At 54.3% G+C, this 23,765-nt stretch carries 20 protein-coding genes; 5 read left to right on the top strand and 15 right to left on the bottom strand.

Annotated elements, in window-relative coordinates; genetic code table 11:
- Positions 1-7 precede the first annotated feature (7 nt).
- From PMI23_RS22095 to PMI23_RS22060, 8 genes are all read right to left on the bottom strand, one after another.
- A complete protein-coding gene (locus tag PMI23_RS22095) occupies positions 8-1,534 on the bottom strand; it encodes a UxaA family hydrolase (protein ID WP_007913162.1) in 1,527 nt (508 codons plus the stop codon).
- Positions 1,531-2,901, bottom strand: a complete 1,371-nt coding sequence (locus PMI23_RS22090) for an MFS transporter (RefSeq protein WP_007913163.1) — start codon at positions 2,899-2,901, stop codon at positions 1,531-1,533. Before PMI23_RS22090 ends, PMI23_RS22095 begins: the two co-directional genes overlap by 4 nt.
- A gap of 114 nt (positions 2,902-3,015) precedes the next feature.
- A complete protein-coding gene (locus tag PMI23_RS22085) occupies positions 3,016-3,942 on the bottom strand; it encodes a 3-keto-5-aminohexanoate cleavage protein (protein ID WP_007913166.1) in 927 nt (308 codons plus the stop codon).
- 50 nt (positions 3,943-3,992) lie between these two features.
- A complete protein-coding gene (locus tag PMI23_RS22080; RefSeq protein WP_007913174.1) occupies positions 3,993-4,955 on the bottom strand; it encodes a 3-hydroxyacyl-CoA dehydrogenase in 963 nt (320 codons plus the stop codon).
- 321 nt (positions 4,956-5,276) lie between these two features.
- Positions 5,277-6,497 (bottom strand): alpha/beta fold hydrolase, encoded by a 1,221-nt coding sequence (locus PMI23_RS22075; protein WP_007913176.1) that lies wholly within the window; start codon positions 6,495-6,497, stop codon positions 5,277-5,279.
- A gap of 65 nt (positions 6,498-6,562) precedes the next feature.
- Entirely contained in the window at positions 6,563-7,951 is a 1,389-nt protein-coding gene (locus PMI23_RS22070; protein ID WP_007913177.1) for an MFS transporter, read from the bottom strand.
- 390 nt (positions 7,952-8,341) lie between these two features.
- On the bottom strand, positions 8,342-9,268 hold the full coding sequence (locus tag PMI23_RS22065) for a LysR family transcriptional regulator (protein ID WP_007913178.1): 927 nt from the start codon (positions 9,266-9,268) through the stop codon (positions 8,342-8,344).
- 84 nt (positions 9,269-9,352) lie between these two features.
- On the bottom strand, positions 9,353-9,889 hold the full coding sequence (locus PMI23_RS22060; RefSeq protein ID WP_007913179.1) for a 2,4'-dihydroxyacetophenone dioxygenase family protein: 537 nt from the start codon (positions 9,887-9,889) through the stop codon (positions 9,353-9,355).
- 352 nt (positions 9,890-10,241) lie between these two features.
- Here PMI23_RS22060 and PMI23_RS22055 point away from each other — a divergent pair, with 352 nt between their 5' ends.
- Together PMI23_RS22055 and PMI23_RS22050 are read left to right on the top strand one after the other, a co-directional pair.
- Entirely contained in the window at positions 10,242-11,246 is a 1,005-nt protein-coding gene (locus PMI23_RS22055) for an LLM class oxidoreductase (RefSeq protein ID WP_007913180.1), read from the top strand.
- Positions 11,243-12,190, top strand: coding sequence for a nuclear transport factor 2 family protein (locus PMI23_RS22050; RefSeq protein ID WP_007913181.1), 948 nt, complete (start codon positions 11,243-11,245; stop codon positions 12,188-12,190). The genes PMI23_RS22055 and PMI23_RS22050 overlap by 4 nt, the downstream gene beginning before the upstream one ends.
- Positions 12,191-12,208: 18 nt before the next feature.
- Here the strand turns inward: PMI23_RS22050 and PMI23_RS22045 are convergent, their stop codons facing one another.
- The 5 genes from PMI23_RS22045 to PMI23_RS22025 form a co-directional block, all read right to left on the bottom strand.
- Positions 12,209-13,225, bottom strand: a complete 1,017-nt coding sequence (locus PMI23_RS22045) for a LacI family DNA-binding transcriptional regulator (RefSeq protein WP_007913182.1) — start codon at positions 13,223-13,225, stop codon at positions 12,209-12,211.
- 161 nt (positions 13,226-13,386) lie between these two features.
- The gene (locus tag PMI23_RS22040; RefSeq protein ID WP_007913184.1) at positions 13,387-14,349 is read right to left on the bottom strand and encodes a cyclase family protein; all 963 of its coding nucleotides are present in this window, start codon (positions 14,347-14,349) and stop codon (positions 13,387-13,389) included.
- Positions 14,350-14,396: 47 nt separating this feature from the next.
- The gene (locus tag PMI23_RS22035) at positions 14,397-15,488 is read right to left on the bottom strand and encodes a glycerol dehydrogenase (protein ID WP_238539549.1); all 1,092 of its coding nucleotides are present in this window, start codon (positions 15,486-15,488) and stop codon (positions 14,397-14,399) included.
- A 75-nt stretch (positions 15,489-15,563) separates the two neighbouring features.
- Positions 15,564-16,334, bottom strand: a complete 771-nt coding sequence (locus tag PMI23_RS22030) for an SDR family oxidoreductase (protein ID WP_007913186.1) — start codon at positions 16,332-16,334, stop codon at positions 15,564-15,566.
- 634 nt (positions 16,335-16,968) lie between these two features.
- On the bottom strand, positions 16,969-17,907 hold the full coding sequence (locus PMI23_RS22025; RefSeq protein WP_007913188.1) for a LysR family transcriptional regulator: 939 nt from the start codon (positions 17,905-17,907) through the stop codon (positions 16,969-16,971).
- 121 nt (positions 17,908-18,028) lie between these two features.
- Here PMI23_RS22025 and PMI23_RS22020 point away from each other — a divergent pair, with 121 nt between their 5' ends.
- On the top strand, positions 18,029-18,955 hold the full coding sequence (locus tag PMI23_RS22020) for an alpha/beta hydrolase (RefSeq protein WP_007913189.1): 927 nt from the start codon (positions 18,029-18,031) through the stop codon (positions 18,953-18,955).
- A gap of 168 nt (positions 18,956-19,123) precedes the next feature.
- Here the strand turns inward: PMI23_RS22020 and PMI23_RS22015 are convergent, their stop codons facing one another.
- Positions 19,124-19,780: a dTMP kinase gene (locus PMI23_RS22015; RefSeq protein WP_007913190.1), complete on the bottom strand. Its 657-nt coding sequence runs from the start codon at positions 19,778-19,780 to the stop codon at positions 19,124-19,126.
- Between the two features lie 57 nt (positions 19,781-19,837).
- On the bottom strand, positions 19,838-21,019 hold the full coding sequence (locus PMI23_RS22010) for a XylR family transcriptional regulator (protein ID WP_007913191.1): 1,182 nt from the start codon (positions 21,017-21,019) through the stop codon (positions 19,838-19,840).
- A gap of 176 nt (positions 21,020-21,195) precedes the next feature.
- Between PMI23_RS22010 and xylA the strand changes: the two genes are divergently transcribed.
- Positions 21,196-22,512 carry a xylose isomerase gene (xylA, locus tag PMI23_RS22005; RefSeq protein WP_007913192.1) on the top strand — a complete coding sequence of 439 codons (1,317 nt, stop codon included), beginning with the start codon at positions 21,196-21,198 and terminating at the stop codon, positions 22,510-22,512.
- A gap of 149 nt (positions 22,513-22,661) precedes the next feature.
- Entirely contained in the window at positions 22,662-23,663 is a 1,002-nt protein-coding gene (gene xylF / locus PMI23_RS22000; RefSeq protein WP_007913194.1) for a D-xylose ABC transporter substrate-binding protein, read from the top strand.
- The last annotated feature ends 102 nt before the right edge of the window (positions 23,664-23,765 follow it).

The following is a 23,765-nucleotide window of genomic DNA, read 5'->3' as shown; positions in this document are numbered from 1 at the left end:
TTGCTTGTTACATTTGAGCGCCGATCATCCAAGGCACTGTTTCTTCACTGCCGACGCCTAATGCCTCGCTTTTAGATTTTTCTCCCGAAGCCACTCGTATGAGCATGTCAAAAATCTCTTTACCCTTCGATTCAAGGGTGGCATCGCCATCCATGACATCCCCGCAGTTGATGTCCATATCATCCTTCATGCGAGTGTACATTTTGGTATTCGTCGCAAGCTTGATCGAAGGAGCAGGTTTAGCGCCAAAGCACGAGCCGCGTCCGGTGGTGAACGCAACGAGGTTTGCGCCGCTGGCGATTTGGCCAGTGGCTCCCATCGGGTCGTAGCCAGGCGCATCCATGAACACCAAGCCTCGGACTGTAATGGGCTCGGCGTAACGATAAACGCCCATGAGTGCTGAGGAGCCACTTTTGGCAACTGCGCCTAGAGACTTTTCGAGAATGGTCGTCAGGCCGCCGGCCTTGTTACCAGGCGTGGGGTTGTTATCAATACTGCCTTTTTCGCGGTCTGCGTAGCTTTCCCACCATTTGATAAGGTCGACGATACCCTGGCCGACTTCACGGGTTGCAGCGCGACGAGTCAGCAGGTGTTCAGCGCCGTAGATCTCCGGCGTTTCGCTAAGGATGGCAGTTCCACCTTGCGCTACGAGCATATCGACAGCCACACCGAGGGCGGGGTTGGCCGTGATGCCCGAGTATCCGTCTGAACCGCCGCACTGGAGCGCCACGGTCAGGTGCCGCGCCGAGACCGGCTCGCGTCGGCACTCGTTGGCAACCGGCAGCATCGATTCCACGGCGGCAATGGCGGCATCCGCTGCGTTGCGGGTTCCGCCAACGTCTTGGATGACCACGGGAGCGATAAGCTTGCCGGTCTCGATGCCCTGGGCCATGAACAGAGCGCCCATCTGATTGGCTTCACAGCCAAGCCCGATGACCACCACGCCAGCGAAGTTGGCGTGCTTGATGAAACCGCCTAGCGTGCGCCGCAGTTGGTTCACCCCCTCGCCATTGTGCTCTATGCAGCAACCGAAGCTGTGGGTGATCGGCACCACACCGTCCACGTTTGGGTAAGCATCCAGCACACCGTTTCGCGAGAAGTGTTCAACCACCATTTTGGTAACAGTGGAGGAGCAGTTCACAGTGCTCACTACACCAATGTAGTTTCGAGTTGCTACTCGCCCGTCAGCGCGGACGAAACCTTGGAATGTCACAGGAGAGGCTGCAGGCGACGCGACTTTGGCATCCTCGCCGAACGCGTAGTCTCGCTCGAACGTCGCCATCTCCAGATTGTGCGTATGCACGTAATCGCCTGGCTCAATGGGTTTAGTAGCAAAGCCAATAATCTGGCCATAACGCAGAACAGGATCACCTGGGTTTACGTGTGCAAGGGCAATCTTGTGCGCTGCGGGCACATCGGCGAGCACCACGATATTACCGAACTCCGTAACCACGGTTCCTTGAGGTATCGAAGCGCGTGCGATTGCAACATTGTCGTCGGGATGTAGTTTAAGTGCCAGGGATGTACTCTTCATTTTGTCCTCGCATTATCAGTAATACACGGCGCAGCCTGGGGCAATACAATGTTGTCCCGCGTTTTTGTAGTAATCATTTCTTGTGCCTGACGTAGTTTCAAACTCAGGAATGCCGCGAGCGTTAAAAGAGCCGCTACAATAATGAGTCCATTCTTTGTGCTCCCGGTAGTTTGCTCAACGAAGCCCAGAAGTGAAGGGCCGAAGAAACCACCAGTAATACCAAAGGTATTCACTAACGCCAGACCCGCCGCCATACCCGCTCCCGCCAGTCTTGAACTGGCAAAGAGGAATATCACAGGCTGAACAACGAAAAACATCGATGCCGTAAGAGTGAATCCTATTAGAGCTATCAGTGGAGTGGTATAGGCCGCAAGAGTCAATCCAGCCGACATCAGGAGCAGTCCACCAAACATTATTTTGCGTGAGATTTTCGGAGTAGTTGCATACTTTGGAAGAAGCGCTGCGCCGAGTGCCGCTGCTATCCATGGGATTGAGTTTAACAATCCTATTTGTAACGATGACAAGCCTCCATACGTGCCAATGATGCCCGGCAAGAAGAAAATTACCGAATACACACTAACTTGGTGGAGGAAATACACCGTGATCGCAAGCCAAATTTGAGGGATCTTAAGGACGCCCTTAAAAGAATGACCTACATTGCCGGAGGCGATTTCTTCATCATGTTCTTTCTTCAGAACTTGTTCTACTTCAGTGACTTGTTCCTTTGATAGCCAACTTGCAGTAGATGGGCCGTCCGGAAGCTTTCGCCAAATCACTACGGAGAATAGAACAGCTGGAATTCCCTCCAAGAAGAACAGCCACTGCCAGCCTTGCCAACCCCAGATTCCATCCATCTCTAACAGCAGCCCGCCAACCGGCCCGCTGATGATATTCGCGAGACAGACCCCGATTAGAAAATAGCCACTGGCTCGTGCCCTTTGCTCACGACCAAACCAATAGGTTAAATAGAGCATTACACCTGGGAACAATCCGGCTTCGGCTGCGCCCAGTAGCGCGCGGGCAATGTAAAACGTAGTCTCATCGGTAATGAAGGCCATACCGGCAGATAACAGTCCCCAAGTGATCATGATCCTGGTGATCCAGAGTCGGGCCCCTACCCGGTGCATGATCAGGTTACTGGGTACCTCCATGAGTGCATAGGTAAGGAAGAAGAGCCCTGCCCCAAAACCGTAAGCGGCAGCGGAAATACCCAAGTCTACTGCCATGTGTGTTTTGGCAAGTGAAATGTTAGTTCTGTCTAGAAAGCTTATAACGTAAGCAAAGATTAACATCGGCATTAGTTTGCGAAACATTAAAGCGTTCAGCGACTTTCCCTTTTGTATTTTTGTATGGGTCGTAGCTAACATGGTTCATTTTCTCCTCATGAGGATAAGTTGCTAAGGCGCGGGTGTTGTGCCGCGACCTTTAATTATCAAAATATCCTCTAGATAGACTTTATGGGGGGGGGTGAGTGCCCGCGCTTAGAAATTGACGTTATCGCCACCTTTGAGCTTCAGGATTTCCCTCGCGTCAGCAGGTGTCGCCACTTCAAGTGAAAGCCCTTCGAGAATTTTGCGCATACGCGAGACTTGGTCTGCGTTGCTTTTTGCCAATTGGCCCGGCCCGTCCCAAAGCGAGTCTTCAAGACCCACACGCACGTGTCCTCCAAGCGTGGCTGATTGAGCACCAATGCTCATCTGCTGCTTTCCTGCTGGAAGAACCGACCACTGATAGTCATCACCGAAGAGACGATCAGCTGTGCGACGCATATGCAGGACATCCTCCGGGTGACCGCCGATACCGCCCAAAATGCCGAAAACCGATTGGATCAAAAATGGAGGTTTGATGAGGCCGCGATCAATGAAATGTGCAGCGGTGTAGAGATGCCCAATGTCATAGCATTCGATTTCAAAACGGGTACCGTTCTCACTGCATGACTCGAGGATGTGGGCTATGTCGGTAAATGTATTTTTGAAAATGCGGTCATGGCTGCCGGCGAGATAGGGTTCCTCCCAAGCGTGTTTGAACTCCTTGAAACGATTGAGCATTGGGTATAGACCCATGTTCATCGTCCCCATGTTCAGTGAGGCCACTTCCGGTTTGAACTGATGAGCTGGGCGAAGTCGATCTTCAAGCGACATTGTCGGTGCGCCACCTGTAGTCAGGTTGATCACCACATCGCTAGCTTCTTTGATAGCCGGCAGAAACTGCTTAAACAGTTCCGGATCCTGAGAGGGGCTGCCATCAATTGGATTACGAGCATGTAGGTGAACAATTGAGGCGCCAGCCTCAGCGGCACCAATCGCCGCTTCGGCAATTTGACCTGGTGTTACCGGCAGATATCGAGACATGGAAGGTGTATGAATTGCGCCGGTGACCGCGCAAGTGATGATGACTTTACGAGCCATGGTGATCTCCTGGTTACTTTTATTTTGGTGTTCAGGATGAATTGATTCCGTCAGGAATTTGGTGCTTGACGCTTGTGTGCAGCGAGAGCCATAAGGCGGCGGTCACGCCAAGCGGATCGCAATGCAATGCCTTCAAGTTCAAGTTTTTGGCGGCGCTCGTCATGTACTCGGGCGACTGCTGATTCCGACCAGTCAAAAGCATTTTCGGAATTGATCGTTTCGCGATTTTGCTGACCGTAGCGTTTGGCATAGTCAGATACGCCGGCAGGGGCGTTGAGATCGATGGTTTCGAAGGGGCCCATAAACGACCAGCGGAGGGCGAGTCCATCTTTGAGCACCCGATCAATATCCTCCGAGCTGGCAAAGCCTTCCTCATGCAATTTGAAGCATTCGTTGAGGACTGCGGCTTGGACTCGGTTCAACAAGAAGCCGTGGATCTCTCGGGATAGAACGACAGGGCTCTGCCCTGCTGCGGTGTAGATCTCATGCGCTCGAATCATCACTTCAGATTCTGTCCACGGCGCAGGGCATAACTCCACAAGAGGAACTAAGTAAGGCGGGTTGGTAGGGTGTGCAACTACGCAGCGCCCCCGACCTGGTAGATCTTTAGTGAACACGGAGGCCGGTAACCATGAAGTTGAACTGGCAAGAATCGCATCCTTGGGCGCCAACACATCCATTCGACTGAAAATGTCGATTTTCGCCTCCACCGTTTCCCGAACGCTTTCCTGTACGAGCACCGCATCCCGTAGCGCATCAGCCAAATCGGGAACACACGTAATACGTGCAAGTACGGTGAGGGGGGCGTCATTAAGAAGATCGAATTCTGCGAGCTCATTAAGCCTCGCTTCGATGTAGGCATGGCTGTTCTGCATTGTCTGCAGATCCATGTCGTGTAGGCGTACCGGATGTCCCGCTCGAGCAAAAACAATCGCCCAAGCTCTCCCGATCAGGCCTGCGCCAACGATTGCAATGGGGCTACGCTCGGTCGCAGATGGAGTTGTACTTCGCATGATGTTCTCCAAATTTTGTATTTATGTTTAGGAGTAATCGTTTGAGCGGTTGGTGAACAATGCTGACGCTCAGATGTTCGCTCTGAGACAGATGCTATCCACTGTGATCACAGATCACAAGAAAATAATTCTGATTGTCTGACGATCGGCTGTGGAAGGGATTCGAGGGTCGAGATAGCTCCCGCAACGGCCAGAGCCTCAGTGGGTCGGCGCGCTTTAGGTTTTTGTGCGGGAATAGAAAAGGTTTTTTTGGGATTGAACCTTCTCGTTCAATAAACGCAGAAAAGCCCGCCTGACGAGCGGGCTCCTCAATCAGATCTTTCAGCCTGCGTGGCCGTGACCCGCTTCACGAAGGAAAGCGCGTACCGTGTCACAGAACTCCAATGGGTTCTCAGTCATTGGATAGTGGCCAGTACCTGCGAGCACGGCGATCTTACTACCGGGAATGCGAGATGCGGTCTCCTCAACCTTCTCTTGGTACACCAACCAATCCGCGTCACCGCGCAGAAGTAAAACAGGCGCTTTGATCTTTCCAACTTGTTGCCGCTGATCAAAGTTCGCATAGCCTGTGAGGTCACCTTTCATCACCTGCGGCGTGGTGCGCGAGATCTGCCACACCACCTCCCTCGCACGATCTGGTGGAGTGCGATTGCCCGTCATCGAACGAGACCAGGCACCGATAATCTCTGGCCCATTCATGAGCAACATATCGAGGAAGAACTCGGAAACCGTCGGGGTAAAATCTGCCCCTTCAGCTGAAATGATCGCGCTGTACGCATCGGGCCGACGTGCCCCCAATTCCAACACCAGATTGCCACCCATCGAGCATCCCATGATGGCGGGTTTCTCAAGTCCCAAAGCCTCCATAAGGTGCTCATTGAACTCCGCATGGCGAGTGAGGCTGTGGAATGGGCCTGATTCGGGCAGCTCTGATTTGCTGTGCCCGGGGGCGTCAATTGCAATGACGCGGAACTCATCTGAGAGGCCGTCCAGTACGTGCCTGTACATCAGAGAATCTTGTGATGCCGCGTGGAAGCAAACGAGTGGACGTCCCTCCCCTGATTCTTCGTAATAAACGCGAATTCCATCAACGGTAATGTACCGTCCTACCGTCTCTTTCCCCGACGGCTTAGGCCCGGGAGAGTACGAGACTGGTGGGTTATTATTAGCTTTCCCTACACGCTTCATTGCGTCGAACGCGCGGGCCATCACATCTACGTACTGCCATGCAGCAACCACGTTGCCCTCAAGCTCAAGTTTTCCCAATCCAGGGGACAACGCTTCAAACCAATCGATCTTTCCGTCAAGAACGCGCTGCCACTCATCATCAGCACCAGACACGATGATGTCAGCGCCCAACGGGCTTCCTTCCGGGTAAACCGCAACGACTTTACCGGCGAGAACCGCAAGCGTTGAAAAACCTGTGCTGTGCTTGAATTGAATGCGCCCATCAAAATAGCGAGCAGCGGCAGTCCAGTCAGCATCACCGTTTAACTCGTCGGCGAGTTGGCTCAACCATTTGGCATCATTAATAAGGGTCATGACTTTCTCCTAGCTTTAGCTATCCCCAAGGGGATTTTCTTGTAAGTGCAGGTGCGATCGGTTCGTTACAAACCCATGTTGCAAGAGGACTTCGATACCAGCGCCTTGTCGTACTTCAGGAACCAACCGGTAGTTTCTCGGGTGAAGAAAATGGTGATGATGGCCGCCAGTACCATGAGACCGGAGATAAAGTAGAGAGCGTAGTTGTAGCCCGCAGCCTGCTCAAAGCCACCACCTGCGCCGATGAACATCCCGATCACGAATGGCCCAAAGCCACCGGCGTAAATACCGACGTTGACGATTGAGCCCGCCAGGCCAGTCGTGCCTTGCTTCGCAGAGTCAAACGCAATGGCATACAGCAACGTGTAGGGCGCGTTCATCGCGAACCCAGCAAACAACTGAATCGCGATAAGCCAAGTCAGGCTGACGGATGAGTATTTGAAGAGGTACATGCCCACCGCAAGCCACGCGAAAACAAGCACTAGGCAAAGTTTTCGGCCTGCACGGTCTGAAATCCATCCCCAAACGATCTGGCCGATACCACCGGTGATCGTGAAGAGCACCGAGTAAGCAGCTGCCTCTGCGAAGTTGTAATGGGCAACAAAGGCCAGGTACTGAGGTAGCCAGAAGCTGATGCCGAAGTAGCCAACGATTGCAAACATCGAGATTAGAGCGATAGCGGAGATGTTCGGATTTTTCATTGCCGACTTGAACGCGCCTTTGGGCACCTCCACCACACCTTGTACCGCTTCCATTGATGGAGGGGTCTCACCCACGGCTTGAGCGTGTTCAACAAAGGACTCGTAACGCTTCTTCGTACTGAACCACCAGTAGACCGAAAAGATGATGATCATCGGTACAGGGAACAGCAGGAATGCCAAGCGCCAATTTTCCGGGCCGTAAGCGTGGAGTAGAGCACTGATCGCCAAGCCACCGATCAATGTGCCCCAAGGGTATCCGGTGTGATGAAGTCCTAGGGCGAAACCACGGCGCTCCTTCGACCACCACTCAGACAAGGAAGTGACTTCGATGGCTTCGCCAGCACCGCCAAATGCGTGAGACATCACTTGCAGCGCGACAAGCACTCCAAGCGAGCCAGTCAAGAAATTGAGGCCGGTCAGAAAGGTGAATAGCGTGTAAGCAATCACGATTGGCAGATGGCGGTATTTACGCATCCATCCCTGACCGCCTTTATCAGCCCAAATCATGCAAGGCACGGCTATCAAAGATGTAGCGATCGTGATGAACGCGGCAAGCAGTCCAGTCAGCTCAGCGCTTGTCTTGAACTCGCTGGTGATGGAGGGCAATACCATAAAGAACATCTGGCGGGAGTTGGCATCCATGGCATACACGAGCCACAAAAGCGCCATCGCGCCCCACGAGGCTGCACCTGCTCCTTTTGGCACACGATTGACCGCAGGTAATGCTTCGATTTTGTCTTGAGCAAATCCCATGGGGATATCTCCGGGTATTTATTTTTATTCTCCGGCTGAGGATCGGTGGTTTGCACACATACGCCTCAACATCCGAGATGATCCAGCACTTGTCGTACTGTTCACCATGGACAGAGGTTATGGCTCAATTTCAGGGCTGAATATAGCTGGCAAAGCACACCTGCTGTGACCGCCAGGAACAGGTCAGTGGCACAAAATGAGAGAGGCGCCAGCGAAGCATTTGGCTAAGTAATTACTGGGAAATAGGTCTCAATTTTTGGGGAGCTCTGTTGGGCACAGAGCAGGAGGTAAAATTACAGAGAGGTGGAGTATTGGCTCTCTTGTGCATGAGCCAAAGTTGCACGCTTGCGCGGAGGGAAAGTGAAAGTAAGCGCGGGGCCGTAGTGGCTATCAAGTCGCTTCGGGTAGTCCTCTCACGACCTTCCATGGATGTGCTATCCATTTTTTTTGGAAAAACTCGATGAAAACTCGGATGCGGGGACTTAGATGTTTTCTATCCGAGTAGAGCAGGTAAATAGGCTCTAAGATCTCCGCTTTGTACTCGTCAAGCAGGAGCACCAGCGATCCGTCCTGAATGTCTTTTCCAATGTGGAAATCCGCAAGACGGACTATACCCGCACCTGATTTGGCCATATCTCTCAGCAGCTCACCCTGGGTAAAGGATCCTCGAGGCTTCACAGGGGTCGTCACACCTAGGCCATCTTGGATAAAGGCCCATTTGTTCCAAGGGCTGGCAAAACTGAAGTTAAAGCATCGATGATTCATCAGGTCTTGTGGCTGCTGCGGTGTTCCATACTTTTCCAGGTAGTCAGGTGAAGCACACAGCAACCATTCACATTCGCCTATCTTCTTTGCGATTCTGGAAGAGCTCGGAAGAATCCCGCTGTGGATGGCTATGTCCAATCCCTGCTCGAACTGGTCAACGAACTGAGCGCCTAACTGAATCTCGACATCAAGACCGGGATAAGTGTCGAGGAATTCCGGCAACCAAGGCACGATCTGCTGCTTCGCAAAAGAGGTCATCGTGTGGATGCGAAGCGTGCCACTGACCCTTGAAGGAAGCCCTTCTGCCAGAGAGTCAGCTTCACTCATCGCCTCAACCACAGCTTTCGCACTGCGCAAATAAGCAGCTCCCTCCTCCGTCAGAGTGAGGACTCGGGACCCCCTCTGGAACAGTCGAACTCGAAGCCGATCCTCTAGCCGCGCTATCAATTTACTGATGGCCGACGGAGTCATCTCATGCGCCCTGGCGGCAGCAGAAAAACTTCCGCACTCTGTTGACCAGATGAAGGCTAGCATTTGGGAGTATTGATCCATTTCGGTACGCTCCTTACGCGACTGAATCTACCTGTTTATCTACACAAAAAAACGCGCCGTAGCGCGTTCTTTTTTGAACCAGAATCAGCGAATGAACTGCTCGATATAATCGTCCGGCAAGCCCAAATTTTTGTAATGGCTGCGGGCAGCTTCCAGCTTGGTGAAAACGTCTTCATAGCCAACCGCGACACCCTGTGGGTCGACGTAAGTGTAGCCACCCTGAACGTGGAACCAAGTAATCATTTCTTCGACATCTTCAGGGACGAACAGAGTGTGAGTCTCCCCTGGCGGCTCGAATGCAAAGGAGCCTTCATCAGCAACCCAATCGTGTTCGAGGTAGTACCAACGCCCCTTCAACACGATCGCATGCACTGCACCTGAGTGGCGGTGACGTGACAAAACCCCGCTCTGCCGCACTCGGAGCAAGTTGATGTAGTACCCACCGCTAACGCTCAGCAGCAGTGGTTTGAAAGATACTGACTTGGTGACAGGCACCCAGAGATTATCGTCTTCGAGCCAAGTGGTCATAACGCCTGGATGCACCATGTCTGGAGACATGAAAGGCACCTGCGGCAAAGCATAAGGAATGGCAAGTTCATCAGGTTTAACGGGCGTATTCATTATAATTTCTCTCAACGTGTGACTGGCGAGCGAGCCAGGATTTCAATCGCTGAGTGAGAGTAGGTGATGCTCTCGCACAGGAGAATACTCAGAAATTCACACCATCTGTGACCACTCGTCACAGCGCGTAAGACTCATCCCGTTGAAGGCCGCGACTCATCTAAGACGCCTACTGCGGACGAGTTCAAGCGATTGACCCAGCAGATTTTTCATTGTGTGGATAGCGGCCACCAGTGGATCGCGCCCCATCAGAGGGGACACATTTTCCCCAATACCTTCACTACCATGCAGACCTGTTCATCTGAAAGCCGCTTACACAGTAGTAATCGGCTTGAAATAATGAGGTTTAGCAATGACTTCTCTCAGCCCTTCCCTTGAGCTCAGTCCCGAACTTGCAGCTCACCCGGCCTATTCGCGAGTGTTCCTGCCCGAAGGCCTCACCTTCGGATACATCATGCCCTTGGAGGGCTATCCGAATTCACCGTTTCCCACGCTGCAGGATCATCAACGCCTTGCTCGCATCGCGGACGAGGCTGGATTCGCAAGTCTGTGGATGAGAGATGTGCCCTTCTATGACCCGAGCTTTGGTGATACTGGTCAAATGATCGACCCGTTTGTATATCTGGGATATCTGGCTGCTGTTACCAAAAACATTGCCTTGGGCACAACGGGCATCGTTCTTCCGTTACGTGAACCACTGATCGTCGCTAAGCAGTCCGTTTCGGTCGACCAGCTAACCGGCGGTCGTTTCTTGCTAGGGCTATCCAGCGGAGATCGCCCGATTGAATATCCAGCATTCGGGATTGATTTCGAAGCGAGAGAAGAACGATACCGGGAAGGCTTCGAGCTGATTAAGACAGTCACTGAAACCAGCTTCCCAAGCGTCTCAACCAAACTTTTCGGCCAGCTGGAAGGCTTGCTAGACATGGTACCCAAGCCCGTTGGCCCTCGACTCCCCATGATTGTCGTGGGCCGGGCCCGTCAGACGCTTGAGTGGATAGCCAATAATGCCGATGCCTGGATTTGGCATCTGAGCGACTTCAATCGTTTGCCCGGCCTCATCCGCGAGTTCCGTTCTGCCAGCCAGACCGGCAATGTAAAACCATACGGCTACGCGACGTTTTTCGATCTGGCGAAGGATCCGAGCACACCGCTGGAACGCGGCTACAACGGAATAAGGATCGGGCGTAATGCTCTCGTGGAGCTCTGGAAACGGCAACAGGATGAAGGTGTTTCACACGTCGCACTGAATATCAAACCTCTGCAGCGACCAGCCGCTGATGTCCTGGAGGAGATGGCTGAGTATGTCCTGCCACACTTCCCCATAGGCCAACCTGCCTCGCAGGTGACCCAGTGACCGGCTCAAATGATCGCACCGAAATTAAGGGCGTTATAGCCACCTTTCTGGAAGCCTGGGAGAGCGGTAATTGGGAATCTGCTGGGGACATGTTCACTGACAATTGCCAGTTGGTGACAAGCCACATGTCCGCTCATGAGGGTGGACGCAAGATCGTCAGAGCTTTCCAGCAAGACCGTGCCAAGGCTGATGGCTTTTCAGTGAAGGCAACCAATCACTATGTGGGTGGTGGAGAAACCGACGCCAATTTCAGTTTCTACGCCTATGGCCATATCAGCAAAGCCACAAAGTCGGCCACGCTCGGATTTGGTATGACTGTCACAGGCTCTCTGAAAAAGACAGCAGGCACTTGGCGCCTCGACAGCGTGCTGATTGCCTTGAATTGGGTAACCGGGGACTACTCGCTTGCCACTCACTGGCAGCTTCCACCAGGTGACGATGGATGGAGGATTGGCGATCCAGCCCCCACCATCGTTAGCGAGCTGAATTCGCCATGGCTTGCTTTCCCAAGCTCAACGCCTTCGGTACCCAGCGAGGAGTGTATTGCTGAAACCTACGCTCGTTACTCATGGGCGCTGGATCAGGCTGACATGCAGCTACTTGCCCATTGCTTTGCCAACGACGCCGCTGGTGATTTCCAACCGATGGGCCTTATTGAAGGGCGCCACGCGATCATCGGCTCCTTCAAAGAGTTTCGCAGGCCCTGGCCGTGGATGCAGCATTTCGCGGACGTGCTGGAGATCAAGGCCGACGAGGAAAAGGGTGTAGCGGAAATGATTGTCGGCAGAGTCATTCCTGGAAACTCACACACGCAAGATGGCACGCCTCTCTATGGCGCGCATTACCGAATGCGGCTTCGTCGCAAGCATGAGGGCTTCTGGCAACTGACCTGGAGCGAGTACCGCCCAGGCTGGTTCAATGCCAATGAAGCACCAAGAGTTTAGTGCCTTTCTGGAAACGCTCTAGGGCCGTGGCGCCGTACTATCTCGGACGACGAGTTCGATTTGTATGCGCTCGCGGCGTGCAAGTGGGCGCCCCTCGATTAGCGCAACGATGTTGTTGGCGCTGCTGATACCAATTTTCGAAGTCGGCACCCTGACGGTCGTCAGGGCTGGCACGTAGGCAGCCGCGAACTCGATATCATCGAACCCGCTGACTGATAGTTCTTTGGGGACGTCGATCCCATTGGAGCGCGCTTCCGCCAACGCTCCGATACAGGTGAGGTCAGTGCTGCAGACAATGGCTGTAGGCTTGGGGTTAAGCTCCATAGCAATCCGCAGCCCGGCGCGCCCTCCCTCAATCGTGAATGGCTGCTCAATAATCCGTTCACTTGAAAGCTCTATCCCTGACTCGAGTAGCTGAGCGGTAATTCCTTTCAGACGGTATTTTGCCCGTTCGTTGTTAGAAACAACTCCACTGATCATGGCGATACTTTGATGACCAAGGCTAAGCAAGTGCTTGGCAATCAATCGACCACCCTCCTCATTGCTGAATCCCACGCAGTGATGGTCGTGAGCACCATCAAGCGACCACATGAGAATGAATGGGCATTGGGCGGCAGTTAGCGCTTCATAAATTTCAGGACTGTGTTCAGTACCCACCAACAGTAGGCCTTCGACGCCCCGCTCAATCATGTTCCTTACGTTTACCAGTTCTTGCGCCTGGTCGTATTCATGGGAAGAAATGATTAGATGATACCCAAGCTCCGTTAGCCTTAACTGGAGGGCCTGGACAGCTTCAGCGAACGCAGGGTTGTTAAAAGTAGGAAAAACGGCTCCGATGCTGTGCGTGCGCCTGGATGCCAAAGCACGCGCGGCCCCGTCGCGCACGTACCCGAGCTCTTGAACAGCTGCTTGTACTTTGGCCAGCGTGGCAGGTTTCACTAAGTGCGGGACAGCCAATGCTCTTGAAGCACTCCCCATCGAGACGCCCGCCAATTCAGCCACATCCTTGAGCTTCGGTTTCTCGATTTTTTTCATTGGAGATTCAGCATCCTCGATCGTAGCGCGGAGACAGGACGATCAGAAGAACGCCCTCGATTTGCGCAGAGGATGATAAGCCAACAGCCTGCCGTTCGGGAGCCGTTAATTGGAGGGAAAAACCTGAGAGCAGCGTTTCTGCTGCCCCCAGGCAAAAACACTTATTTAATGACGATCGGATTCACAGGAGCTCCGGTTCCGCCAACGACCTTTAGAGGGGCTGCGGTATAGAGAAACGTCCACTGACCGTCCTCAGCGCAGTCCTCAGCGAGAGGATCAAGCTGAGCGATCTCAGTGAGAGTGATGCCCAAGTTCCTCATGAGTGCGTTGTGCAACGGCAACGCAACTCCTGACACGGGGTCGACGGTGACTTCGTTAGCAATGGTGTCGGTGACGATGTTCGGAATTTCCATCTCCTGAAACCACTTCACCAGCTCAGGGCTGTAGGTCAGGCCTGGCTCGATAAAGTCTTTGTAGAACTCTTCCGGGTCGCGTTTATAAAACGAGCCAATCCATCCAGTGCGGATGATGAGAATGTCGCGCTTGTTGATAGAGACGCCTTGAGCCCGGGCCGCAGCCATTAAATCCTCATGGTTGAACGTTTCACCTGCATCCAGCACGTCTTTACCACGGTGGCGCGCGATGTCGATCAGAATGCCTCGGCCAACGATGCCTTTTTCACCCAATGGAGCAACGCTCGCCTTGGCCAGCGAACCGATAGTGGTATCGGCGCTGTAGCCATTCCAGATCTGATCGTCGTACCAGACATGCCCAAGGGCGTCGTACTGAGTTGACCCTTGAAGATGAAAAAACATCACGTCGTCGGCGAACTCGTAAGAGCCCGGAAAATGTGGGCCTTTGCCACAGTTGTAGTGACCACGATCCATGATATTCATGCGTTTTGACTGGGAGCGACCAGGCCAGACCGGGTCACCAGCAGGATCTGCCATCCGCACCTGCAAAGTAAATGTCTTGCCTTGCTTGACCTCTTTGACCCCTTGGAGCACTTCGATATCTGTAAGGTAGTTGAGTGAGCCTACCTCATCATCCGGGCCCCACTTACCCCAATTCTTAGGGGAGTCTTTGAGCAAGTCATGAATATGCGGAACGGTCTTGTCTGTCATTTTCTGAGCCTCTTTTATTCTTGGATTAGCTGTGCTGCATTTAGCGGTTAGTTGAAACGTTCCAATCGTTGTCCCAGCTCGTCGGCACGAGCGAGTCCTCGGATGATTCGCTCAGCCGTAAGGGCTGGCGCCATATTTTTCGCGTACACCGCACCCAGTGTTGCCTGGACGACAATGTCCAATTCCTCAGAGGTAAACGGAGACGTCTGGCCAAGGCCGTCGAGGGTGACGGGAAGATTCACATCATTCAGAAGCTGAGCGACCCCTAGGATCTCTGAGTCTGGGCGCTCTTCGACGGACATCTGCACCAGCGTCCCGAATGCGACAAGCTCACCATGCAGCATGGAAGTAATCGCAGGAATTGACGTAAGACCTCGCACAAGCGCATGGGCTAACGACAAGCCGCCACTCTCAAACCCAACGCCACTGATAAGGACGGTTCCTTCAACAACCCGCTCGACATCATCATTAACCTCGTGCCGGCCTACTGCTTGGTAAGCGCTGTACCCGTAGGTCATAAGCGTCTTAAACACAGCCTCTGTTAGCAGCAATGCCGTGTTCAACGCTGGAGTACCAAATGAGTTATTGCCTCCGGCAGACTGACATTGTTGCGCCTCAAACTTTTTACTGATGGCGTCGCCGATGCCTGCGGCGAAAAACCTTGCAGGCGCACGGACAATCACTTCGGTGTCCACGACTACTGCAGAGGGGTTCATGTTCAGGTACTCGACACCAACGACCTTGTGCGCTTCGTCGTAAAGCACAATCAAACGGCTGGTTGGGGCGTCGCTGGAAGCAATGGTCGGGCATACGACAATGGGGACGTTAAGCTGAGCAGCCATCCCTTTAGCCGTGTCAATTGTCTTACCCCCGCCCAAAGCGATGATGGTGTCTGGCCTGTAATCTGCTGATCGCTCACAGAGAGACGCAATTGCAGCTTTAGTGCATTCACCAGGAAAAACGATACTGTTCGCCTCGAAGCCATGCTCTGACAATGCATTCCCTACCTCAGGCCACAGATGCCTCGAGACGAACTCGTCGCACAAGACCAATGGGCGCGATTGCCCCATATCGGAAAGGATTCTGCCAAGCTGCTTTAGCGCGCCTGGCCCTTGCTCGTATCGGCCAGGAAAACCCATTGTTCGAACCATGCCATCACCCGCTGCTGAAAAACTGTGAGATAAATCGTTACGCTGAATACGAGCCCGGATGGATCAGCGCATCAACCAGCCACCCGCCACATCCAAAACTTGGCCCGTGATGAAGTCACTGTCGTTTGAAGTCAAAAAGCATGCTGCTTTAGCTACCTCAAGTGGCGTTCCAAGACGGCCCAACGGAGTCTCATCAACGACTGCCTGGTTCGCTTGCGCAGAAACGGTTTTAAGAAGCGGCGTTTCGATGCGTCCCGGAGCCAGTGCGTTTGCAGTAATGCCATAGGGCCCGAGCTCACCTGCCAGGTGACGGGTAAAACCGATAATCGCGGCTTTAGTAGCGCTGTAATGCGCCGCGACAATAGGCAAATAGGCGCTGCCGGCGACGGAAGACATGTTCACGATTCTTCCAAAGCCGCGCTCAACCATTCCCGGCGCGATTGCCCTAACCAGGTTGAACGAGCCAGTGAGGTTGATGCCGACGACCCTTTCCCATTCCAGAGGATCCATTTCCCAAATCGGTGCGGGTGCGCCCTGATGTTTGGGTGACACGCCTGCATTGTTGATCAAGGTGTCGATCGGGCCGAGCTGCTCACCAAGCTCAAGACAGGATCGACTGCATTGAGCGAAATCTGATACGTCAGCTTTAGCCCAAGCCACCAGATGTCCAGCAGCACTGAGTTGCCGTGAAAGCTCGGAAACTGACTGTTCGTCGAAATCTACCAAAGCAACCCGCGCGCCCTCCTCGCAGTACAGCCGGGCAATTGAGGCACCAATGCCCCCTCCTGCCCCGGTAATGAGAACTGTGCGTCCTGAATGTCGAAGATTCGTCATGTCAAACTCCCCGCGCTGAAAAAACAGAAACAAGGCGCGGTGATGCTCACACGCGTCCAATGCCGCACTGGCTGACCGAAAATTTCGGACTCATGTATGCGGGTGGTTTTAGGAGATTTGTGTGGCGAAGCCTGTGCCCCCGTGCCGGGGCGGTCGGTGTCTTTAGATAAGAGGGCAGCCGGCGTGGTTGACCGAGCGAAAGCTAATGATGCAGTGACCATTATGAACTCCAGGCTTGCCTAGTAAAACGGCAAATATGAATCGCTTCATTTTCACAGCCTGCGGCCATAAGCCAACAAAATCCATGATATTTTCACGACTCTATTTTTTTATTTATTCTCTTAAGAGATATTTATGAAGCGCTTCATTTTTATTCGGATATTTGACCGCTGTCAAGCGGTCTGCATGGTCACTTCCCCAGCAAGGAGCGCCAGTAATTCCTACGAAACGCAGTCATGAGCATCTATTGAGGATGTGGAAAACACCGGCGCACTAAGCCTCTGAGGCACTGGCTCCTTTGGCAAATGCACGGAATACGGGCGCAGTGCCCACGCCTGGAAGTCGATGCTCAAGTGAAATGAATACGCGATGCATATGCTAGGTATCGACTAGCCGCGCGGGCTTTGCTCACGGGTCAGGCATAGCGAATGCCTTCCGCAGAATGCTGCTCCCATGGTGGGCATGGTGACCAAGCCTCCACGAGCTTATCGATGAAGAGTCGAATTTTTGGAGATAGGTGCCGCTTGCTAGGGTAGATCACCCGAATAGGCTCTGCGGCCTCTGCATAGCCAGCGAGCAATTGAACAAGTTTGCCGCTTCTCAAATCGTCGTTCACCACGTAGGAAGGAAGAGTCGCGATGCCCAGGCCAGCTACAGCTGACTGGTGTAATGACTCAGCACTGTCCATCTGTAGCCTTCCACCATGAGTAACGGACACAGAGCTACCATCCACGCGAAAATTCCAAGGAAGCAATCTCCCACCACTCACGAAATGCAGGCACTGGTGCTCGGATAAATCCTCCGGCGTTTTAGGCTCGGCGTGCTCAGCCAAATATTTGGGGGAAGCGCAGGTAATCATTTGTTGGTAGGCCACAGTGCGCGTTAACAACCGAGAATCTTCCTTCGGTGGCCCGATACGCATGGCCAAATCAAATCCCTCATCGATCAGATCGACCAGCCTGTCAGAAAAGGTGATATCCACGCTCAGTGAGGGCCAATCCTTAAGGCAGCACTCAATGTGCTGAAGGACATGAAGTCTGCCCAGCGCAACCGGCAGACTCATCCGCAGTCGCCCACTGGGTGTCGAACGACGAAACGCAAGGGCATCCTCCACGTCGTCCAGATCCTGAAGAACGCCCACGCAGCGCTCATACAGAACCTGGCCGTCATCCGTCATGCTTAAACTGCGCGTAGTGCGATTCAGTAAACGTACCTGTAAACGAGCCTCGAGCCTGACTATCGACTTGCCCACTGCAGAGCGCGTAAGGCCAAGCTGTTTTGCCGCCGCAGTGAAGCTTCCAGCGTTTACCGAGCTCACAAACGCGGCAATATCATTTAGGTTATGGAGTTCCATACGGCCTCGGTGGTCTCAACGTTCGGGCGGCTTAGCACCTGTTATGGGGAACCCTATTCCCCAATAGTAAGCATAGTATCTCAATTAGCTAATCCACTCCCAACGATCAATTGAGGTCATTATGAACACTAAAGTCCAAGCAGCCGTCCAAACCTGGGCCAATAGCCTTAGCGATCTGGTACCCGTTCTTAAGGGAATCGATACCACTACAAAAATGAGCGACATCCGCGACTCTTACGCAAAAATGCTCGCGCAAAATCCAGCGCCAGCTGGCGTTAAATTCGAAGCAGTCGACATGGGTGGCGTACCCGGCACACTGGTTACTCCGGACGAGATCAAAACCGACGCGGTCGTGATGTACATCCACGGCGGCGCCTACATTGTAGGACGTCCAGACGGCTACCACGGTATCGGCGGCAACTACTCTAAAATGCTCGGTGCTCGTGTGTACATGCCGGACTACCGCCTCGCTCCTGAGCACAAGTTCCCAGCATCAATTGACGACACATTGCGCGCTTACGAATGGTTGCTTGAGCAGAAAATCCCGGCTAACAAAATTGCGTTCTCTGGCGAGTCGGCTGGCGGCGCGATGGTTGTCAGCGTCATGGTTGCGGCTAAATCGAAAGGGCTTCCATTGCCTGCGGTTGGCTCCTCCATCTCACCATGGGCGAACCTTGAACACACCGGCGCTTCCATGAGCAACCGTGAAGGTCTGGATCCTCTGAACTCCAAGCCTGTCTTGGACATCCTCGCCAGAGCATTCCTCGGCGACACATTGGCCAATCATCCTCTTGCCTCACCTGTGTTCGCGGACGTCACCGGTCTTCCACCAATCTTGGTGCAGATCGGCGAAAACGAGCTGATGTTGAGTGATGCAATGCGCCTCGCAACTCACCTGGCAGATAACCGGGTTCGCGTGAACCTGGAAGTATGGCCTGCGATGTTCCACGCTTGGCACTTCTACGCCACCATGCTGCCAGAAGGTCAGCAGGCTATGGAGAGTTCCGTTCGCTTCATCGAGGCTGGCTTGGCCGACGCTAACCGCTAAAACGCAGAACAACCGCGATGGCTTTGTGGCTGTCGCGGTTTTGCTCATCCTGTTTCTATAAAAGCGTCATCAGGCTATTCAGAGCGCCTGAGCAAGCGTCCTGCCCAACCCCAGAAAATTTCACCAGACGCCCCTTCCTGGCAGGCCGTGTCCACTGAACTTCAAGGTCTACGCGATACCCTGAGCGCCAAGACTGGCATCCACTTCGACGTTCAACCCAAGCACCTCATAGACCCGAGAAACCACCAGCATCGTCGCCTCCTCAACCGTTCCTTCATTACGGCACAACATCCAACCGTGATCCTTGACCGCTTGCTCGAACATTTCCGTACACGCCACATGCTCTGCGTGCTTCTGGATCACAGTGCCGCCCAGTCCTCGTGATCGGTTAGCAGCTCTGGCCCATGAAATATCCGGATCGGTGACGACGCCGACATGCAGATCTGGCACCCGCACATCTCGCTCCATATTCAATTGAAGAATCTCGGCAAACGGGATGGTTTGGCGAAACGCCGCATCCGAGGGATACCAGCGATCGATCAAGATGATGCTGTCCAGCGGCTGCTTCGTCAGAACGTTCTGGGAGATCCAGCGACGGCTATCCGCAAGGCGCTGACACACAGCCCACTCCAGATCCCGGCAAGGATTTCTCGCCAGAGTGTTAACCAAGGCCATGGTTTCACCCCTGAACGGATCGCTTTTTCTCTCGCAAAGCCGGATGACTTTCTGGTTGCCCGCCCTCAGTACTTGCGTAACGGCCTCCAACAGTGTGGTTTTGCCGGTACCTTTGGGCCCATCCAGAGAAACGAACAGCGGACGATTCATTGTTCACGCAACAATCAAGACATTGATGCCCGCTCTAACCTCATTTCCGCCATTCCATTAGCGCATCCCTGCTCCTTGCTGATACTCCCGCGGCGTGCAGCCAAACTCCCGCCGAAACACCGTGTGCAGATACTGCGCAGATTTAAACCCACAACTGCGCGCAACGTCGGCAATCACTGAATCTGCATCTTTAAGGCCGCTAGTCGCCGCTGCCAGTTTGAAACGCAAAATCTCGTCATGCACGCTACAGCCTCGCTCAGCACGAAAATGCGCTTCGAGTGACGAACGCGAAACGCCGACATAAGCCGCCACCTGCGCTGTTTTAATGCCTTGGCAAGCATATTGGCGAATGAACAGCAGCGCCTGCATGACGTAAGGATTGCCCAACGGCTGGTGCAAACTCGACACCTGCACGTTGACCGCATCCGGCGGGATCAGGATCTGCGTACCGGTAGATGGCATGCCGTGCAGCATCTGGTGGAGCAGTTGCGCGGCGGTACGGCCCATGGTTTCCGTGCCCTGAATAACCGAACTCAGCGGCACTCGAGTCAGGCTGCGGGTCAGCGGATCGTTGTCGATGCCGATCAATGCCACCTGCTCCGGCACCGCAATGCCGGCGGTCAGGCAGGCTTGCAGCAACTGGCGCGCGCGGGCGTCGCTGACGGCGATGATGCCGATGGGTTTGGGCAGGCTTTGCAACCAGGCGATCAACTGTTCGACGGCGCTGTCCCACAGCGGTGCGCTGGTGCCCATGCCGCGATAGATTTCGCCGTGCAGGCCGTCGCGTTTCATTAGTTTGCGAAAGGCTTTTTCCCGCTCCTGTGCCCAACGATTGGCTTGCGCTTCCGGCAGGCTGAAGCAGGCAAAGCGCTGCAGTCCTGCCTCGATCAAGTGCGTGTAGGCCAGCGTTATCAGTGCGTTGTTATCGGTGGCGACGTAGGGAATCGCTTTCGGATAGGCGCGTTTATCCTCGTACGAGCCCCCTACCGCTACCACCGGCATCTGGATATCGGCCAGTGCCTCGCCAATCAGCGGATCGTCGAAGTCGGCGATGATCCCGTCGCCCTGCCAGCGCTCGATGCCTTTCAAACGACAGAGAAAGTCCTCTTCGAGAAACAGGTCCCAGGAGGCGCGGGTGCTGCTCAGGTAGTTGCCGATGCCGCTGATGATGCCACGGTCGTAGATCTTGCTGCCGTTGAACAACAGGGCGATGCGGTGAACAGGCGGTACGGTTTTCATTGTTTTTATGCTTGTTCTGGGCCCCCTTGTCACAGAGGCGATTGGCACAGACTAGGCGCCTGGCCGAAGAAGCTCAATACGCAAAATCGCACCCCGTGTTGATGTTTTTCATAATCAGCGGGTACAGGGCCGTTGCTAGTATCGAGACACCGCCAAGAACAACAAGGACAAGGTCCATGCAGTATTTCCCCGATGTCGATGCGATTCGCTACGAAGGCCCAGACAGCGATTCTCCCCTCTCCTTTCGTCACTACGACGCCGACAAACTCATCCTCGGCAAACCCATGCGCGAACACCTGCGCATGGCCGCCTGTTACTGGCACACGTTCGTCTGGCCGGGTTCCGATGTGTTCGGTGCGGGGACGTTCAAGCGCCCTTGGCAACATGCCGGCGACCCGATGGAACTGGCGATCGGCAAAGCAGCCGCCGCCTTCGAGTTTTTCTCCAAACTGGGTATCGACTATTACTGCTTCCATGACACCGATGTCGCTCCGGAAGGCAGCTCTCTGAAGGAGTACCGCAACCACTTCGCGCAGATGGTTGACCACCTCGAGCAACACCAGGAAGCCAGCGGTATCAAGCTGCTGTGGGGCACCGCCAATTGCTTCAGCAACCCGCGTTTCGCTGCCGGCGCCGCGAGCAACCCCGATCCCGAAGTGTTCGCCTGCGCCGCTGCCCAGGTGTTCAGCGCCATGAACGCGACCCATCGCCTGAAAGGCGCCAACTACGTGTTGTGGGGCGGTCGCGAAGGCTACGAAACCCTGCTCAACACGGACTTGAAACGTGAGCGCGAACAGCTCGGCCGCTTCATGCGCATGGTGGTCGAGCACAAACACAAGATCGGCTTCACCGGTGATCTGCTGATCGAACCCAAGCCGCAGGAGCCGACCAAGCATCAATACGATTACGACAGCGCCACCGTGTTCGGCTTTCTCCAGCAGTTCGGGCTGGAGCACGAAATCAAGGTCAACATCGAGGCCAACCACGCGACACTGGCCGGTCATAGCTTTCATCACGAGATTGCGACGGCGGTCTCGCTGGGGATTTTCGGCAGCATCGACGCCAACCGCGGTGATCCGCAAAACGGTTGGGACACCGACCAGTTCCCCAACAGCGTCGAAGAAATGACCCTGGCCACCTATGAAATCCTCAAGGCCGGCGGCTTCAAGAATGGCGGTTTCAACTTCGATTCCAAGGTGCGCCGGCAAAGCCTTGATCAGATCGATCTGTTCCATGGCCACGTCGGCGCCATGGACGTTCTCGCGCTGTCTCTGGAACGCGCAGCGGCCATGGTGCAGAACGACGAGCTGCAACGGCTGAAGGATCAACGCTACGCCGGCTGGCAGCAGCCGTTCGGGCAGGCGGTGATGGCCGGTGACTTCAACCTTGAGTCGTTGGCCGAGCACGCGTTCACCAACGAGTTGAACCCGCAAGCGGTCAGCGGCCGCCAGGAAATGCTCGAAAACGTCGTCAACCGCTTTATCTATCGCTGATCACACAGGGAGTCTGCGGGCGCATCGACGCGGTGACATTTCTACGACAAATCTGTGCCTGCGGCGTCTGCGGATTCTCTACAGTTTTACCAGCCCGATACTCATCGTCAGGCCGTGTCTTTCCAACAACAATAAAAGGACGCCCCACTATGAAGAACGTAAAACGCACGCTATTGGCCACTGCCCTGGCGCTGCTGTCACTGCCGGTGATGGCTGACGCTGCCCACCCGAAAATCGGTTTCTCCATTGATGACCTGCGCCTGGAACGCTGGTCGCGTGACCGTGACTACTTCGTCGCGGCGGCCGAAAAAATGGATGCCAAGGTCTTCGTGCAGTCGGCCGATGCCAATGAGCAGAAGCAGATTTCCCAGATCGAAAACCTGATTTCCCGGGGCGTCGATGTCATCGTCATCGTGCCGTTCAACGCCACGGTGCTGACCAACGCGGTGGCCGAAGCGAAGAAAGCCGGGATCAAAGTCGTCTCCTATGATCGTCTGATCCTCAACGCCGATGTCGACGCCTACATTTCCTTCGATAACGAAAAAGTCGGCGAGATGCAGGCCAGCGGCGTGCTGAATGCCGCGCCCAAGGGCAATTACTTCCTGCTCGGTGGTGCGCCCACCGACAACAACGCCAAGATCCTGCGTGAAGGCCAGATGAAAGTGCTGCAACCGGCCATCGACAAGGGCGATATCAAGATTGTCGGACAACAGTGGGTGAAGGAATGGAACCCGACCGAGGCGCTGAGCATTGTTGAAAACGCCTTGACCCGCAACGACAACAAAATCGACGGTATCGTTGCCTCCAACGACGCCACGGCAGGCGGCGCGATTCAGGCACTGGCGGCACAGCAACTGGCCGGCAAGGTGCCGATTTCCGGGCAGGACGCTGACCTTGCCGCGGTCAAGCGCGTGATCGCCGGCACGCAAACCATGACCGTGTACAAACCGCTGAAACTCATCGCCACCGAAGCCGCCAAGCTCTCGGTGCAACTGGCACGCAACGAAAAACCTGCCTTCAGCTCGCAGTACGACAACGGCAGCAAAAAAGTCGACACCATCCTGCTCACGCCAACCCCGTTGACCAAGGACAACATCGACCTGCTCGAACAGGACGGCTTCTACACCAAGGCGCAAATTGCCGGGAAGTGATCTCCGGTAATGCGAAAAACCCTTGTGGGAGCGAGCCTGCTCGCGAAGGCGTTGTGTCAGTCAACGAAGCATTGTCTGAACCGACGCTTTCGCGAGCAAGCT

Source organism: Pseudomonas sp. GM24 (assembly GCF_000282235.1).
Classification (GTDB): domain Bacteria; phylum Pseudomonadota; class Gammaproteobacteria; order Pseudomonadales; family Pseudomonadaceae; genus Aquipseudomonas.
Note: the sequence above shows the minus strand (reverse complement) of the source record. Positions and strands in the feature narration are given on the sequence as shown.